This window comes from Succinivibrio faecicola (genome assembly GCF_019448115.1).
In the GTDB taxonomy this organism is placed as follows: domain Bacteria; phylum Pseudomonadota; class Gammaproteobacteria; order Enterobacterales; family Succinivibrionaceae; genus Succinivibrio; species Succinivibrio faecicola.
In genome coordinates this window covers 1-13,121 of sequence record NZ_JAGFNY010000044.1, presented here as the reverse complement: position 1 = coordinate 13,121, position 13,121 = coordinate 1, and the positions used below count along the sequence as shown (strand labels likewise).

Below are 13,121 nucleotides of genomic sequence, written 5' to 3'. Positions count from 1 at the left end.
AATAAGAAAGTCCCTAATTCAAAGGGACTTTGCTAAAAACTCCACTAGATCAGTAAAATCTAGCAAAGTTTGGGATACTCTCGCGAGTAAGAAGCGCAGAAGGGCACTACTGACTTAAATTATATGTAGGAAGCGTAATTTTTTCAATAAAGCATATAGAGGATGGCAGCCATATTTTAAAAATCTATTCAGCTAGACGATTTTCGGGCGCCTTGCCACCCGTACCCTAGTTCAAGCTGTCACAGTACCTTGATGAGATTATCTTTTAAAGATTGAAATGATAGCGCCTATAAAAAAGAGAATTAGAGAAATAAAACCAAAACCACCTGCCAGTAGCATATCATAATTCCATTCGTCCATACTTGCCTTTTTGAATTCTTCAAGCAACCTTGTTGGAATTACATACATCATTGGAACTAAAAATATTGACCAGAATCCGATATTTTTTAACAAATAGCATAAATTGCTTTCAGGAATTATCTTTTCCGCAGCTGACTTAGCAAGACTCTCGCACTTCCGTTTTAGCTCTTCGTTATGACTGATGATATAAAAATCTCTTTCCTTTTCAGAAATATGATGATTTTCTTGCCCCGCTTTTTTATATTTATTCTTGAGTTCTTCGACTGCCAGTTGTCTGATTTTATCCAGAACAAAGCCATGATCTTGCATTAAAAAATCTTCAAGTTTTTTTCTTGTTTTTGTGGGTAGCATCTTAATCAATCTTCGCTAGTTCTTTTATTCGCTCATTCATGAAATCCGAGAGGCTGTCATCAATATGTTTTGAGTCAGTGTAACTCATACCTGTCATATGATCTTTTATAGCCGCTGTATCGTGTCGCTGATCATAGGCTCGATACGAAGTGGATGACATTCTAAACAGAACCAGAGTACAAATTCTGATACCTGGTTTTAGAATAATTGGGGTGGTTCCCATATTTGCAATAACAATGATCTTGTTACCATGAAAACCAGGATTGATGTATTGGCTTATTGCAGCATTCAATCCAACTTTTGCAAGACTGTTACGGTTCATAATTAAACCGTTAACATCTTGAGGTAAAGAAATTAATTCAGAAGAGTGTCCTGTTATAAACTGTCCTGGTTTCAGTTCATATCCATCAGAGATTGAAATAATTTCAGAGGATCTTTTTAAATCATCTTTGCTTAATTCAGATAAATCGACTGTTTTATCGATTTTAAACAGCTCGATACTATCTGCCAATGTAAGATCAATGCTACCAGGCTGAATATTTGAAATTTGTAGAGGAGAGATACTTAAACTTCCAAGTCTTATAAGTTCAAGAATATCTTTGTCACTTAAAGAAGCCATTTACAAACTTTACCTTTCTGAAACTGAAATAATCTTGTCAGCTCGAAAACAAAATTAGAGAGTTTTGCAAGCTTAAACATATTTGTTTCTCCATAAACAAATCTTTACCAAAAGTATAGCATTTAAATTAAAAATTCTCTATAAACTGCTGATACATTTTGTCTTTGAATTTAGAGTTCCGTTCCTCAGATTTTTGCAAGTCCTGCTCATAAAGAAATGTCTTTGGTTCATTGCTTTTAAAAGTTTCCAAGCCTAAAAGCCACTTTGCTGCAATGGTTGGATCTTTATGAGCGCGCATATAATGTCTGCAGAGTCTTCTCATTTTCTGATAAGAAACACCGCGCTCTTGACAGAATAAACGCATGGAGCGATAACACTTACCTTCAAATTCAAACACCTTCATTCATAATCCTTAGCTGATTAAGAATCAACTGTTCACCTCTTCTGATTAAGTCACAGATAGCCTGAGTAGTAACATATCTTAAAGCTGTATCTACAGCAGGATTAAATCTAAAATAGTTTGAGCAATGACGTGTTTTTATTTTCTGCTCTTTGTTCTGTTTTTTCAGAATCAGGAAAATCTCATCTGGAGATTTACACTGGATATAAAACATGTTGAGCAGTTTATACAGATTAGGCTGTTTCTGTTTTAATTCACAGAAAGCCTTATCAATAATCATAGCAGATTCATCAGAAATGGTATAAGTCTGATTTGATGAAGTGTGTCCTGGATAACCAGAACATCCAAAATATCGTGACCAAAGACCGTAATTGTGAAGAAGACGAATGTATTCACGGGAATTATCTTCACTGATAGCGCAAATAATTTCATTTGTCAGCATATTGACCTCACATCATGGTTTTATAGATTACAGGAACAGCCTGAACGATAAATTCATAGGTAAGTTTCACGCCCAAAGCTTTTGCCTTTGAAAGAATACGATTCCATAAAGTCTGGTCTCTTAGTACTTCAAGTAAATCATACCCCTTCATTGTCATTCGAATACCAGGCACATTGGGAGCCTGAGGCAGAAAGTTAGGATGGTATGTACATTTACCGTCATCGTCCATATCTGATGCAAGTTCGTAATTGGTAATAAGTTCGCTTTCCTTAAGCAACTCATAATGAAGCAGCACGTTTTTCTGTTCGCTCTCCTGAAGCTGTTCCCAATGTATTTTCACCTTGTTGTCTTCTATCGCACACAGAATGTCTTTAATAATTTTCCAATCGCGTTTCATTTGACTTCTCCCTATTTGTCTGTGTTTAAATCTATCATACCAATCAGCGCATTCTCAATCATACTTCCTCCCACTTCACGCGAACATCAACACGTGGAGTCTCATCACCCTCACACCAGAACTTCTCCGCACTCAAACGTACCACCTGCACATCGTCACTGAACACAATACCGTTCATACCATCCAGCACTGACTTGATGACGTTATCTAGATCAGGCTTTCCTGGTCGAACCACAGAGCACCCATGCTCAGCAATCTGCATACGTTTCTTCTTGGTGTAGGAAGCCGGTATCTGATAGAAGGCACTGATACGCACACTGCAGGGCGCACTGAAGTCAGGCTGTTCTACCATGTGCTCTACTGCATGACTTGCCTCGTAGCGAATCTGAGCTTCATAGGTTCTGGTCTTCTTGGGAGTAACAGCATGACCGCCAAAAAACCTAACACGCCCCTTGCCTGTTGGTTCACCCTTGATTGTAAAATTCAGTTCTAACATTCTTGTACTTCCTTATTCCCCTTTTGATTTGTTTCCACAATACTGACTGAAGCCGAAACTTCCACCATTTGCTGCGTTATATCTGCTGTTATTGTGAGCTCCCTCTCCACCAATTCTCATAGGTCGCATACTTTCTTCAAAGGTAGAAGTTGCACCGTCAAATCTAAACCACAACTGAGTATCTTTGGTTGATATCTGACCGAATCGGTTCTTTGTGAAGAAACATCTTGTAAACCCCATCGTTACAGACGGGAGAAGAAAAGTTACCCAGTCTGCATCCTGCTCGATTGCTCCAGAATCACGAATGAAGGAATTATTTGGTGCTGTATCATCCGTGACCTTTCCTCCTTCTACTGTGCGGTTCATCTGACAGAGCAGAATTCCACAGAATCCGTACTTTTTGGCAAGTTCACGCAGACCTCTGGTAATTGCACCGAGTTCAAGGTCTCGTCTGTCGTATTTTTCTCTTGTATGCATCAGCTGGATATAATCAAACACACATACCTTTGGAAGCTGATTTTTTGACTGCATACGTTTCAGTTCGCGCTCAATCTCATCAAGATATACGGTAGATTTTTCTGAGATAAGTAATCCAGGAAAGCTCTTGCCGTTTCTAAAGAAAGCTTTAGAAAGATGAAACTTTAGATCATCTCTCATCTGTTCGGTAATTCCCTCTGAAAGCACCTGCTCTGATGATTTTGTATAAATACAGAGAATCTTCTTAAACAGACTTTCTTTTGTCATCTCAAAGGAGAAGAAAACTGCCGGTCCCATGTTCCCCTGATCTTCTGCTATCTGCAGTGCAATGAGCAAACCAAGAGAGGTTTTACCGCATCCAGGTCTAGCAGCAATAACACCCAGAGTACCAGGTCTTAATCCTCCGCCCAGCACTCTGTCGAGACTGAAAAAGCCTGTAGGCTGTATATCTTCCTTCTGACCTTCCTTGATTAGATTGAACTGATTGACAATCTGAACAACCGGATCAGGAACAAAGAGAGGTTCGTTATCTTTGAGTGTGTCTGCAAGACGGTCAAGTGCGTTACTGGTTCTTCCTGCAATATCAGGAAGACTTATATCCATTGAGCGTGAATCATCAGAAAGATGTTGTGCAATCTCAACAAACTCCCTTCTCTTAGCGCGATTCTTTACTCTCTGTGAGTAGAAAGCTATCGGATCACCGGCAACACTTATTGCAGTTGATGATTTTCTACGGATATTATCAATGTCAAACGGTCTGACCTTTGATTTAGGACAGACTTCATTGATACATTCAACAAGAACATCAGTATCAACAGCAAGAATCTCCGTTTCCTCGAACTTTTTGATATAATTAAGAAGCCCTTGATAGATCTCATAATTCTGCTGACTGACAAAATCACTTTCAGTGAGCATGTTTTCATCTGATAAGGTTCCAATTAAATCAGGTGAATACAGCATGACTGCCAGCAGATTGAGTTCGTAAGATTGGTCATTTAAATCAAATATTAACATTTAGCAATCCATATCTGTTTTAACAGTTAAATCAAGGGTACTTTTAGTTAAATTTGCCTGAAGTTCCTGAATGAGTTTTCTTGTTTCATCCTTCAGTCTCTGCTTTTCTTCTGGAGACATTGCTGCAATACGAGCTCTGTGTTCCTGCAGTTCGCGCTCCTCTCTTTCACGAGCTTCACGTTCCTGACGGTGATATTCCTCTTCGATATCCTGAGCATGAATATCTTCCATAATGCTGAAAAGAGTCTTCAGCTTTGGATAAAACTCTTCTGTAACGATTGCCCTGTCACATGCTCTGATAAGTAAGTCAAAATCAAGATTATCAGGAAGATGGTTTAGGATTGTGAACATATCATTCTCAAAATTTCGATCTTTTGGAATAAAGTAGAAAAAGACCTCTCTCCATTTCTCGCTGAATTGCTCAACCTGTGCATCTGTAAGGTTCATAATAATTCTCCTTCATTTTTATCTGAAAACAGTTCCTCAAGACTTGGGGGTACTGCTGTTACATTTTCTTTTATCTGTTTTACTTTTCTTTGGTGTTCTATTTTTATAACCAGAAGCCGAATCATCACAAATTCACGGATTCCTCCTACAAGCGTATTGAAGTTGTACTGTTTAGCATTCTTCAGATAGGAAAACACAATTCCGGTAGCTTCAGCTTTTAAGGATTTCCATTCCTGCTCTGTAATTCCAGTGAATAAATCAGATGAAGTCTGTTTTATCTCTTCATACAGCTCATTGAATACCGCCGTTACTCGTTTGGTTTGTTCAATATTCATAGTCACCTCCGACATAGAATGGACTTGCTGGGCCATATTTTTTCTGATGAGCAAGAAGTCCTGCACGTATCTGAGCTGCAGTCATTTTCTTGGGAAGAGGAACCGTGCTGTTCTGATTGCTTTCTAATTGTGTTTTTCTTTGTTCGCGTCTGCGTTCATCTCCAGATATCATCCATTTATACATGCTGTCTCGGGTTGGTTTACCCTTGAACTTCATGGTGTAGGTTCTGGCATCAGAACGGATATCTTCTTCATCAAAACCGGTTCCCTTTGGAGTAAATTCTTCTTCGTTGATTTTTAGCATCTGAGAAAAGACAGAATCGAAGGTGAGAGAGGAGGAAGCTCTATCTTCTTCTTTCTCTATATTCTTTCTTTTTTCTATCTGATGAAGATCGCCGAAATCTTCGGTTATCTGATTACCGAATTCTTCGTCTTGGTATTCTCGGTTATCAGATTGCTTATTATTTCGTTGACTATCTTCTCGTTGACGAGTTTCTCGGTTATCGGTAATTTTATTGGTTTCAAGAGTCGATTTAACAACCTTAAATCTAAGAGTCCTGTCAAAAGGATTTTTATTGTGTATCTGCTCTATATATCCAGCTTCAACAAGATCCTTATAAGCCTTGGTGATTGTGTCTTTATTACAGCCGAGATCATGAGCGTATTTTTCGCGATTAAAGAATACAGTCTGTTCCCCATCTTTTGATAAAGAGAATATTCTCTGCAATACTAGCTTAGCCATTGCTCCGATTGCTCTATCTTGATAAAACTCTTCGGGCATGTGGTTATATACATAAGCCATATAAACTCCAGTTATAGCGGATAGTCTTTCCAGAGTTGTAGTTGAGGATTTCTCTTTCTAAAGAACATTTCCCAGGCGTATGGAATGCCATTCTTTTTCCATAGAGAAATTGCTGGTTGTGATGTTTTACAGATTTTAACTAATTCAGGAAAACCAAAATGTTGTATTAAAGCTTCAGCTATATGAACAGAATTGTCTGATTTGTACTTCATTATTCTTAACCCTTTTATAAAATATCTTATATTTTTAATATAAATTTTCTTATTTTTAAAATCAAGGGGCAATTTTGCAATTTTTTAAACATCTTTTAAGATTTCTTATATAAAGAAGGGGTATTATATGACTATGCTACTTTCAGATAGGATCAACTATCTACGAGACGAAAAGAAAGCAACCATGGAACAAATTGCAGATGTTGCAGGTGTAACCCAAGCTGCTGTTAGCCAATGGTGTAACGGTAAAACAACTAACATCAAATCTCATGTTGCACAGAAGTTAGCTGAATATTATAAAATCAGTGCAAAATGGTTGTCTTCAGGAGAAGGACTTCCTACAGATAACGCTAATATAGAAATATATAACTACACCACCATTCCATATAAACGCATCACCTTTCAATGCGGTGAAGGATATGAGCCTTCTTATGAAGATCTACTGGATGAAACCTTTATAAAGCTTGAGAATAAATTCTTTGTAGATAATCAAGTATCACCAAACAACTGTATATGTGTAAAAGTTGAAGGTGACAGTATGGAACCGCTTATTTACAACGGTGAATATGTGGTTATCGCCCAGAATGAACGAAATATCAGAGAAGGCAAAGTCTACGCCTTTGGTGTTCAGGGAAAGATGCGAATTAAAAGATTATATCCAAAGATTGATGGCAGTCTGGTGATAAAAAGTGAAAACAAGAACTTTGAAGATGACCATGTACCTCCAGAACTAATGGATTCTGTGGTAATCATTGGAAGGGTTGTCGCACGTATTGGAACAGCGCCGTTTAAATGATATCTTATTAAACAAATTTTAAATATGTGTTCAGGTAGATTTACTTTTAGATTTTAAAATCTATAATATAAGTAACAGAACCCCACAGGCCTCTCAACGATGCATATGTTTGTGGGGGCTTTGTATTCAAGAATATAAAAAAGGTAATTATCATGAAATCATTGTCAACACTCAATTTTATTTTTTTTGAAGGTTGGGATGGTAATTAATGACCGAATCTCAATATTGGCAGGTTATATTGACAGTCATTCAGACTGTCATTTTATTTGTAGGTCTCGCTGCCACATTTTTTACATTACATCGACACCATAAAGATTCAAAAGCTCTAGCTACTATTAACTTAATAATTCATCAACGATCAAATGACAAATTGAATAAAGCAATTGATCTTATGAGTAAGCTAGCAAACCAGAAAACAGATTTTTCTGATTTATCAGAATATTTTAAAAATAAGGATAGTGAAGAGTGTAATGCATTAAAAACAGTTCTAAACTTTCGTGAATTTGTAGCTGTAGGAATAAATAATGATTCTATAGATGAACATATTTATAAAGACGCCTATTATTCCACTGTATTAAGAGATTGGAAATATTTAAAAAATACAATATATGCTATTAGAGACTCTTCAACTGGATTTCCAACGGCTTTTCAAGAATTTGAGAAACTTGTTCTTAGATGGCAAAGGCATCCTTTAAAAAAGAAGATATAAATTCAAAGTCCTATATGAGGCATCTATAAGTCCAAAATATAGGACGCTACAGATTTGAGATTTGCAATCAGCTGTAGTGTCAGTGCCCCTCTTAATGAGGGGCAAATCATTTCTACAGGGTTAATCTATCCAAAAATTTGATTCAGAATAAACGCGCTCACGCTTAATCACTGCTCTTTTGCCAATTCTGCTAGTCTGTAGTTATGGTCTTTAGTACACATAACAACAATAAAGTTTTATTCAAGTTTTATTAAAAGAAGTTTGCAAAATTCTTATAACTTTGTATAATTAAATTATAAACATTTTCGAGGGTAAAAAAAATGGCACTAAATAAGTTCGGACAATTTATAAGGAAATATCGAATAGATAACGCCTTATTATTAAAGAATATGGCTGAAACTCTAAAAATTGGATCTGCTTATTTATCCGGAATGGAGACCGGTTCAAAACCTATTCCCTCAGATATGGTAGAAAAAATATCAAATGCATATAAATTTGATGAAAAACAAAGAGCAGAGCTCCAAAGATCCGTTGATGAATCCCAATCAGAAGTAAAAGTTAAGACGTTTAATAACCCCTTAAATCAGCAAGTAGCGGCAGCTTTTGCTAGAAGTATTGATTCTTTATCTGAAGAAGAAAAAAGACAAATATTGGAGATTTTAAATGGCAATACAAAATAGAGGCTTTGAGGTTTCACCTTTATCAGCAAAGCAAATCAAGAATGCTGCTAAGGCTATTCGAATAATTGCTCTAAACAAAGGATTTATAGGGCAACATGGAAAAATAGATGTTGTGGGATTGCTGGAGCATGGATTATATGCATTATCCCTATCAAACCCAAATGCCATATCTTACGAGATTGTTGAAGATGCAGCTTTACCAGATGCAGAAGCAAAGACTTTTCCTGATAAAACAATTTTAATCAGAGAATCAGTGTATAACAAAGCTGCAGAAGGTGATGGCAGATCAAGATTTACGATAGCTCATGAAATATTTCATTCACTAGCTCATTGCAATCAAATTTCATTATGCAGAGCTTCTACTTTTCAAACTCCAGCTTATAAAGACAGCGAATGGCAAGCAAATACGTTTGCTGGTAATTTGTTATTTCCAGATGAACTTGTAGAGAAATACGAAAACTATTCAGATGAAGAAGTTGCGCTATATCTAGGGATAAGTGTTAGTTGCGTTCGTGTAAGAAGAATGCAGTATCATAAAAATTAAAGCTCTGATGTTGTTACCAGCAACACCAGAGCCTTATAGGTCAGGTTTAGCTTAAGAGCTCACTACCTAGACCGACATTAAGCATGAAACTTAATGCTCTTAATTGTACTTGCATTATAGTGATCTGTTTAATGAATTTCAAATGTGAGCTCGTAAATTTTAGAGGACATAAATATGTCAGATTCTAAAATTGCGAGTGTTCTCGCACTTGTAAATCCTGTTTCAAAAGCAGGTAAAAGACTAATCTTCAGAGCTTCAATTCGCCTGAAGGACGGCACTAAGATCTATGCCAGAGAGTATGGTATCAGAGGCTTTCCAATATGGATTTAGCTCTTAATTAGCATTTTTGTTAAAGCCGTAGCCAATCACTACGGCTTTTCTTTTATTCCTAATCTTTTGTCAACTGAAAAAATCTATACCCCACACCCCTATACTGTATCCTTTGATGCGGTTTTTCTTTCATCTCTTAATATCAGTCTCTTCAATGTATCTTCTAAAGCTTATCTGATATGAATCAATCAATTTAAAAAAAAATTATAAAAAAACTTATAAAATTTTCTTTACTTTTCTTATAAGAAATTTTATATTCTAAATAAAGTTTACAAAAGTTTTCTTATATTAAAGGTAACCAAGAATGAACAACACAAAACTAAAAAAAGTAATGCTGATAGCACTTTATTTTATTGCAACACTCGTCACTGTTATGACTTTCTTCTGTTTAATCGGGCTAATTGAAAGCATTTAAAGGAGTAAAAAAATGAGCGATAGCGAAATCCTTGTTCATGAACTTGAACAGTTGGAAACAGAATCCAAAGCAAAGAAGTCTCGCAAAACCAAAGAGACTGTATCTTCAAAAGATCCATCTCTTCTAGGTGCACTGATCAAGGCTCAAAGCGAATTTCCACCAATTCCAAAGAACCACACCAATCCATTTACTAAGAGCAAGTATGCAGACCTATCAGACATTATCTCTGCAGTAAGACCAGTGCTCAACAAGAACGGTCTTGGTCTTGAACAGCATATTGTTTCAGAGGAAAACGGTGAGCTTCTAGTTGAGACTGTAATTTACAACGACAAGGGCGAAAGTCGTTCTTCAGGACTGCTCTCCTTCTCTATAGGACAGGGAGGTAATCAGTTCCAAACCAAAGGAACTGCCCTTACATATGCAAGACGTTACACACTTTGTGCTCTGCTGGGTATTGTTGCTGATGATGATTCAGACGGTGAGCTGAAACAGGTAAAAGATACTCACATTGATCCAGCTGTTAAGGCAAAAGCAGAAAAAGCAGCACAAAGCGGAATGAGCGCATATCAGGCATTCTACAAGACCATGCTTACCAATGATGAGCGCGCTCAGCTTATCAATTCCGGTGTTCACGATGAAATCAAGAAGAAATTAGGAGCTTAAACAAATGACAGACATATCTTTTGATCAGGAAGCTGAGTGGAGAGCTCAGCGCTGTGGAATGCTTACCGCTTCACGTGCAGTGGATGTATGCAAGCGAGGAGCTAAGGGAAACAAGCTATCTGGATATGAAGCCTATATGAATGAGCTGATTGCAGAGCGGTTAACTGGTGAACCAACACCATCTTTCTGCACCTCAGCTATGCAGTGGGGAATCGACCATGAAGATGATGCAGCTAAGGCCTATGAAATCAAGACCGGAAACATGGTAACCGGTGACGGAAAGACCTTTGTAAAACATCCTACTATCGAGGGACTTGGAGCTTCTCCTGACCGTTTTGTAGGTGAAGACGGAATTGTAGAGATTAAGTGTCCTGCCTGCGGTACTCATCTTGAGCGCTTACGAAACAGAGAAATTCCAGAGCAGTACAAGTGGCAGATACTGACTCAGCTGATTGTTACAGGTCGCAAATGGTGTGACTACGTAGATTATGATCCGCGCTTCAGAAGTAAAGGTCTTGAGCTTTTGGTTATTCACTGGGAACCAACTGACGAAGAACTCAATACATGTAAAGAGCGCCTTGTTGAGTTTCTTGCAGAACTGAACAAGACAATGGAAGAGATTAACACTTTAGCAGCATAGGAAATAAAAAAATGGCAACAAATTTTGGAAAAACACCTAGAGACAATCTGGGCAACTTCATCAACCTTAAAGAGCTAAACGACATTCGTCAGACCGGCTTTTATGAGATGGAAATTGCATCTGCAGCAATCAAAACAGGTGTATCAAGCAAAGGTAATGCATGGGAATCCCTTAATCTTGGTCTTGCTGTAATGAATAACGGTCAGCCTACAGGCAGAATCTACGTTACAGAATTCATTTCAGCTACTTCACAGAGACTGCAGGATATCTGTTTCTTTGCAAATCTTCGTGATGCAGAAGGAAATGTAATCTGTCCTGATCCAACTACAGTTGAATATACTGACAAGCTTACAGGTGAACCTAAGACTTTCCAAGAGATTGCAGAGCTTAAGAATGTCCGAATCTACGGTGTTGTTGAATACACTGGAGAAAAAAGCACCAACAGTGGCAATACATTCCCACAGTACAGTCTTCACGTATGCAATGAGCGCGGACAGACAGCAACAGAGGTTGCATTAAATCATCCAGTTACCACTTTAAAGCCAATGCTTGAGAAGCTTGGTATAAAGACTAGCGACAACGTTAGAACTCAGCAAAGCAATGTGCAGGGAGTAGGTGCTCAACAGCCTGCACCTGCACAGTCTCAGCCAATGGGACCAATTGCTCAAGCGATAGCACAGCAGCAGTCATACAGTAAGCAGAACCTCCAGCAGAGAGCACAGATGAGCCAGTTTCAGCAGCCAAACACAGTGCAGGGTGAAATGTACAACGATGATCTGCCTTTTTAAGAATACTTAAGATTGCATGAAGCTACTTCGGCGGGTTCACCCGTAGCCCGCCCCTTTTTATGAGGCTCTATGAAGATTGAAATTAGTTTATCTCAGTGGAGTGTTATTCAGAACGCACTTGTAGATGATATTGAAGATTTTAAAAAGACAGCAGAACTAGAAACATCAAACGAAGCATCAAGAACGTTTCTGTATGAAGCAGCAACACGTAGAGAGCGTGTGCTTAAAGCTCTGCAGGAACAAATAAAAGAACAGTTCTAATTTGTAGTTGACAATGACATTGGTGGAGCTAACCACTCCCCCCTTTTGAGGAATAACCATGGAAGAATTAGCACTCATAACAAGAAAAGACGTTATAGCTTTAATGGGCTTTAAGTCTCTACATGGCTTTAACAATTTTTTGAAGAAACACCCTGATTTTCCAAAGCCAGTTGATAGAGATACTAGCTTTTCTGGGCGAATATGTTTCTTTAAAAAAGAGATAGAACAGTATTTAACAACAGCTTTTAAGCATAAGGAATAATGAATGATCACTATTTTTGAGCTTAAGTTTCAGTCATCTGAAAGCTTAAGAAAAGCATTAGGAATATTTGGCAGTAAGTGGTCAGAAAAGCTTGATATTAAAGACTTATTGAGAATGGCTTTTCCTGAATCAACTGATACAGAGATTAAGGCTAATTTAAAGCACTTTGTTGAGCATGGAACCTTCAAGCTGAGACCTGTTGTACCAAAAGCTATTTATGACAATTACTGTCATGAGTTTGGTTATTCATTGCCTTATGACGTTAATGGATATGTTGTTGATGAAGAACCAAACAATGAACCAAAAGTGACCCAAAAGGTGACCCATGAACCAAAAGTAACAAAAGCAAAGGTGGAAGTTATGAACCAACAGAATGATGAATATAACCAGATTAAGCAGATGCTTTTGAATGAAATTGCTCTTATCCAGGATGCTAAAAATTATACCAATGAAGATGGTGAAGTTGATCTGCAGAAGGCTGACATGCTGTTTAAGAGAGCTGAAGCAGTTAATAACATTGCTGGTTCATTAAATGACATGAGAAGAACTGAAATAGAGACAAAGAAGTTGCAGCTTGATGCTGTCAGAACTGCCCTGTCTCATGGTGGAAATAAACCTCATTTAATCACAAAATGAACCTAGATCAGGTAACACTTGAAACAAAATTCTTGATACACACGA

The 13,121-nt window shown here is 37.6% G+C and carries 22 protein-coding genes; 11 read left to right on the top strand and 11 right to left on the bottom strand.

The window, feature by feature from the left end:
• Positions 1-258: 258 nt before the first annotated feature.
• The 11 genes from J5V48_RS09055 to J5V48_RS09005 form a co-directional block, all read right to left on the bottom strand.
• Entirely contained in the window at positions 259-711 is a 453-nt protein-coding gene (locus J5V48_RS09055) for a hypothetical protein (RefSeq protein ID WP_219938263.1), read from the bottom strand.
• Between the two features lies 1 nt (position 712).
• A complete protein-coding gene (gene dcd / locus J5V48_RS09050) occupies positions 713-1,330 on the bottom strand; it encodes a dCTP deaminase (protein WP_219938262.1) in 618 nt (205 codons plus the stop codon).
• 127 nt (positions 1,331-1,457) lie between these two features.
• On the bottom strand, positions 1,458-1,733 hold the full coding sequence (locus tag J5V48_RS09045) for a hypothetical protein (RefSeq protein WP_219938261.1): 276 nt from the start codon (positions 1,731-1,733) through the stop codon (positions 1,458-1,460).
• Positions 1,720-2,172, bottom strand: coding sequence for a hypothetical protein (locus J5V48_RS09040; protein WP_219938260.1), 453 nt, complete (start codon positions 2,170-2,172; stop codon positions 1,720-1,722). Before J5V48_RS09040 ends, J5V48_RS09045 begins: the two co-directional genes overlap by 14 nt.
• A 7-nt stretch (positions 2,173-2,179) precedes the next feature.
• Positions 2,180-2,569, bottom strand: a complete 390-nt coding sequence (locus J5V48_RS09035; protein WP_219938259.1) for a DUF2513 domain-containing protein — start codon at positions 2,567-2,569, stop codon at positions 2,180-2,182.
• Between the two features lie 58 nt (positions 2,570-2,627).
• Positions 2,628-3,065, bottom strand: coding sequence for a RusA family crossover junction endodeoxyribonuclease (locus J5V48_RS09030; RefSeq protein ID WP_219938258.1), 438 nt, complete (start codon positions 3,063-3,065; stop codon positions 2,628-2,630).
• A 12-nt stretch (positions 3,066-3,077) separates the two neighbouring features.
• The gene (locus J5V48_RS09025) at positions 3,078-4,556 is read right to left on the bottom strand and encodes a replicative DNA helicase (protein WP_219938257.1); all 1,479 of its coding nucleotides are present in this window, start codon (positions 4,554-4,556) and stop codon (positions 3,078-3,080) included.
• A complete protein-coding gene (locus tag J5V48_RS09020) occupies positions 4,557-5,003 on the bottom strand; it encodes a hypothetical protein (protein WP_219938256.1) in 447 nt (148 codons plus the stop codon).
• The gene (locus J5V48_RS09015; protein ID WP_219938255.1) at positions 5,000-5,338 is read right to left on the bottom strand and encodes a hypothetical protein; all 339 of its coding nucleotides are present in this window, start codon (positions 5,336-5,338) and stop codon (positions 5,000-5,002) included. The genes J5V48_RS09020 and J5V48_RS09015 overlap by 4 nt, the downstream gene beginning before the upstream one ends.
• Positions 5,328-6,140 carry a helix-turn-helix domain-containing protein gene (locus J5V48_RS09010; protein ID WP_219938254.1) on the bottom strand — a complete coding sequence of 271 codons (813 nt, stop codon included), beginning with the start codon at positions 6,138-6,140 and terminating at the stop codon, positions 5,328-5,330. The genes J5V48_RS09015 and J5V48_RS09010 overlap by 11 nt, the downstream gene beginning before the upstream one ends.
• Before the next feature lie 11 nt (positions 6,141-6,151).
• Entirely contained in the window at positions 6,152-6,352 is a 201-nt protein-coding gene (locus J5V48_RS09005) for a hypothetical protein (RefSeq protein WP_219938253.1), read from the bottom strand.
• 127 nt (positions 6,353-6,479) lie between these two features.
• Here J5V48_RS09005 and J5V48_RS09000 point away from each other — a divergent pair, with 127 nt between their 5' ends.
• From J5V48_RS09000 to J5V48_RS08950, 11 genes are all read left to right on the top strand, one after another.
• Positions 6,480-7,148 carry a LexA family transcriptional regulator gene (locus J5V48_RS09000; protein ID WP_219938252.1) on the top strand — a complete coding sequence of 223 codons (669 nt, stop codon included), beginning with the start codon at positions 6,480-6,482 and terminating at the stop codon, positions 7,146-7,148.
• A 208-nt stretch (positions 7,149-7,356) separates the two neighbouring features.
• Positions 7,357-7,857: a DUF4760 domain-containing protein gene (locus tag J5V48_RS08995; protein WP_219938251.1), complete on the top strand. Its 501-nt coding sequence runs from the start codon at positions 7,357-7,359 to the stop codon at positions 7,855-7,857.
• A gap of 320 nt (positions 7,858-8,177) precedes the next feature.
• On the top strand, positions 8,178-8,537 hold the full coding sequence (locus tag J5V48_RS08990) for a helix-turn-helix domain-containing protein (protein ID WP_219938250.1): 360 nt from the start codon (positions 8,178-8,180) through the stop codon (positions 8,535-8,537).
• On the top strand, positions 8,521-9,081 hold the full coding sequence (locus J5V48_RS08985) for an ImmA/IrrE family metallo-endopeptidase (RefSeq protein WP_219938249.1): 561 nt from the start codon (positions 8,521-8,523) through the stop codon (positions 9,079-9,081). Before J5V48_RS08990 ends, J5V48_RS08985 begins: the two co-directional genes overlap by 17 nt.
• A 174-nt stretch (positions 9,082-9,255) precedes the next feature.
• Positions 9,256-9,411: a hypothetical protein gene (locus tag J5V48_RS08980; RefSeq protein WP_219938248.1), complete on the top strand. Its 156-nt coding sequence runs from the start codon at positions 9,256-9,258 to the stop codon at positions 9,409-9,411.
• A 427-nt stretch (positions 9,412-9,838) separates the two neighbouring features.
• Positions 9,839-10,489 carry an ERF family protein gene (locus J5V48_RS08975; protein WP_219938247.1) on the top strand — a complete coding sequence of 217 codons (651 nt, stop codon included), beginning with the start codon at positions 9,839-9,841 and terminating at the stop codon, positions 10,487-10,489.
• 4 nt (positions 10,490-10,493) lie between these two features.
• The gene (locus tag J5V48_RS08970; RefSeq protein ID WP_219938246.1) at positions 10,494-11,129 is read left to right on the top strand and encodes a lambda exonuclease family protein; all 636 of its coding nucleotides are present in this window, start codon (positions 10,494-10,496) and stop codon (positions 11,127-11,129) included.
• A gap of 11 nt (positions 11,130-11,140) precedes the next feature.
• Positions 11,141-11,917: a hypothetical protein gene (locus J5V48_RS08965; RefSeq protein WP_219938245.1), complete on the top strand. Its 777-nt coding sequence runs from the start codon at positions 11,141-11,143 to the stop codon at positions 11,915-11,917.
• Between the two features lie 69 nt (positions 11,918-11,986).
• A complete protein-coding gene (locus J5V48_RS08960; RefSeq protein ID WP_219938244.1) occupies positions 11,987-12,178 on the top strand; it encodes a hypothetical protein in 192 nt (63 codons plus the stop codon).
• Positions 12,179-12,236: 58 nt separating this feature from the next.
• Positions 12,237-12,440 carry a hypothetical protein gene (locus tag J5V48_RS08955; protein WP_219938243.1) on the top strand — a complete coding sequence of 68 codons (204 nt, stop codon included), beginning with the start codon at positions 12,237-12,239 and terminating at the stop codon, positions 12,438-12,440.
• A gap of 3 nt (positions 12,441-12,443) precedes the next feature.
• Positions 12,444-13,076, top strand: a complete 633-nt coding sequence (locus J5V48_RS08950) for a hypothetical protein (RefSeq protein ID WP_219938242.1) — start codon at positions 12,444-12,446, stop codon at positions 13,074-13,076.
• Positions 13,077-13,121 lie beyond the last annotated feature (45 nt).

Coding starts and splice junctions, on each gene's coding strand:
- J5V48_RS09055 (WP_219938263.1), bottom strand. CDS start 711: ATGCTACCCACAAAAACAAGAAAAAAACTTGAAGATTTTTTAATGCAA.
- dcd (WP_219938262.1), bottom strand. CDS start 1,330: ATGGCTTCTTTAAGTGACAAAGATATTCTTGAACTTATAAGACTTGGA.
- J5V48_RS09045 (WP_219938261.1), bottom strand. CDS start 1,733: ATGAAGGTGTTTGAATTTGAAGGTAAGTGTTATCGCTCCATGCGTTTA.
- J5V48_RS09040 (WP_219938260.1), bottom strand. CDS start 2,172: ATGCTGACAAATGAAATTATTTGCGCTATCAGTGAAGATAATTCCCGT.
- J5V48_RS09035 (WP_219938259.1), bottom strand. CDS start 2,569: ATGAAACGCGATTGGAAAATTATTAAAGACATTCTGTGTGCGATAGAA.
- J5V48_RS09030 (WP_219938258.1), bottom strand. CDS start 3,065: ATGTTAGAACTGAATTTTACAATCAAGGGTGAACCAACAGGCAAGGGG.
- J5V48_RS09025 (WP_219938257.1), bottom strand. CDS start 4,556: ATGTTAATATTTGATTTAAATGACCAATCTTACGAACTCAATCTGCTG.
- J5V48_RS09020 (WP_219938256.1), bottom strand. CDS start 5,003: ATGAACCTTACAGATGCACAGGTTGAGCAATTCAGCGAGAAATGGAGA.
- J5V48_RS09015 (WP_219938255.1), bottom strand. CDS start 5,338: ATGAATATTGAACAAACCAAACGAGTAACGGCGGTATTCAATGAGCTG.
- J5V48_RS09010 (WP_219938254.1), bottom strand. CDS start 6,140: ATGGCTTATGTATATAACCACATGCCCGAAGAGTTTTATCAAGATAGA.
- J5V48_RS09005 (WP_219938253.1), bottom strand. CDS start 6,352: ATGAAGTACAAATCAGACAATTCTGTTCATATAGCTGAAGCTTTAATA.
- J5V48_RS09000 (WP_219938252.1), top strand. CDS start 6,480: ATGACTATGCTACTTTCAGATAGGATCAACTATCTACGAGACGAAAAG.
- J5V48_RS08995 (WP_219938251.1), top strand. CDS start 7,357: ATGACCGAATCTCAATATTGGCAGGTTATATTGACAGTCATTCAGACT.
- J5V48_RS08990 (WP_219938250.1), top strand. CDS start 8,178: ATGGCACTAAATAAGTTCGGACAATTTATAAGGAAATATCGAATAGAT.
- J5V48_RS08985 (WP_219938249.1), top strand. CDS start 8,521: ATGGCAATACAAAATAGAGGCTTTGAGGTTTCACCTTTATCAGCAAAG.
- J5V48_RS08980 (WP_219938248.1), top strand. CDS start 9,256: ATGTCAGATTCTAAAATTGCGAGTGTTCTCGCACTTGTAAATCCTGTT.
- J5V48_RS08975 (WP_219938247.1), top strand. CDS start 9,839: ATGAGCGATAGCGAAATCCTTGTTCATGAACTTGAACAGTTGGAAACA.
- J5V48_RS08970 (WP_219938246.1), top strand. CDS start 10,494: ATGACAGACATATCTTTTGATCAGGAAGCTGAGTGGAGAGCTCAGCGC.
- J5V48_RS08965 (WP_219938245.1), top strand. CDS start 11,141: ATGGCAACAAATTTTGGAAAAACACCTAGAGACAATCTGGGCAACTTC.
- J5V48_RS08960 (WP_219938244.1), top strand. CDS start 11,987: ATGAAGATTGAAATTAGTTTATCTCAGTGGAGTGTTATTCAGAACGCA.
- J5V48_RS08955 (WP_219938243.1), top strand. CDS start 12,237: ATGGAAGAATTAGCACTCATAACAAGAAAAGACGTTATAGCTTTAATG.
- J5V48_RS08950 (WP_219938242.1), top strand. CDS start 12,444: ATGATCACTATTTTTGAGCTTAAGTTTCAGTCATCTGAAAGCTTAAGA.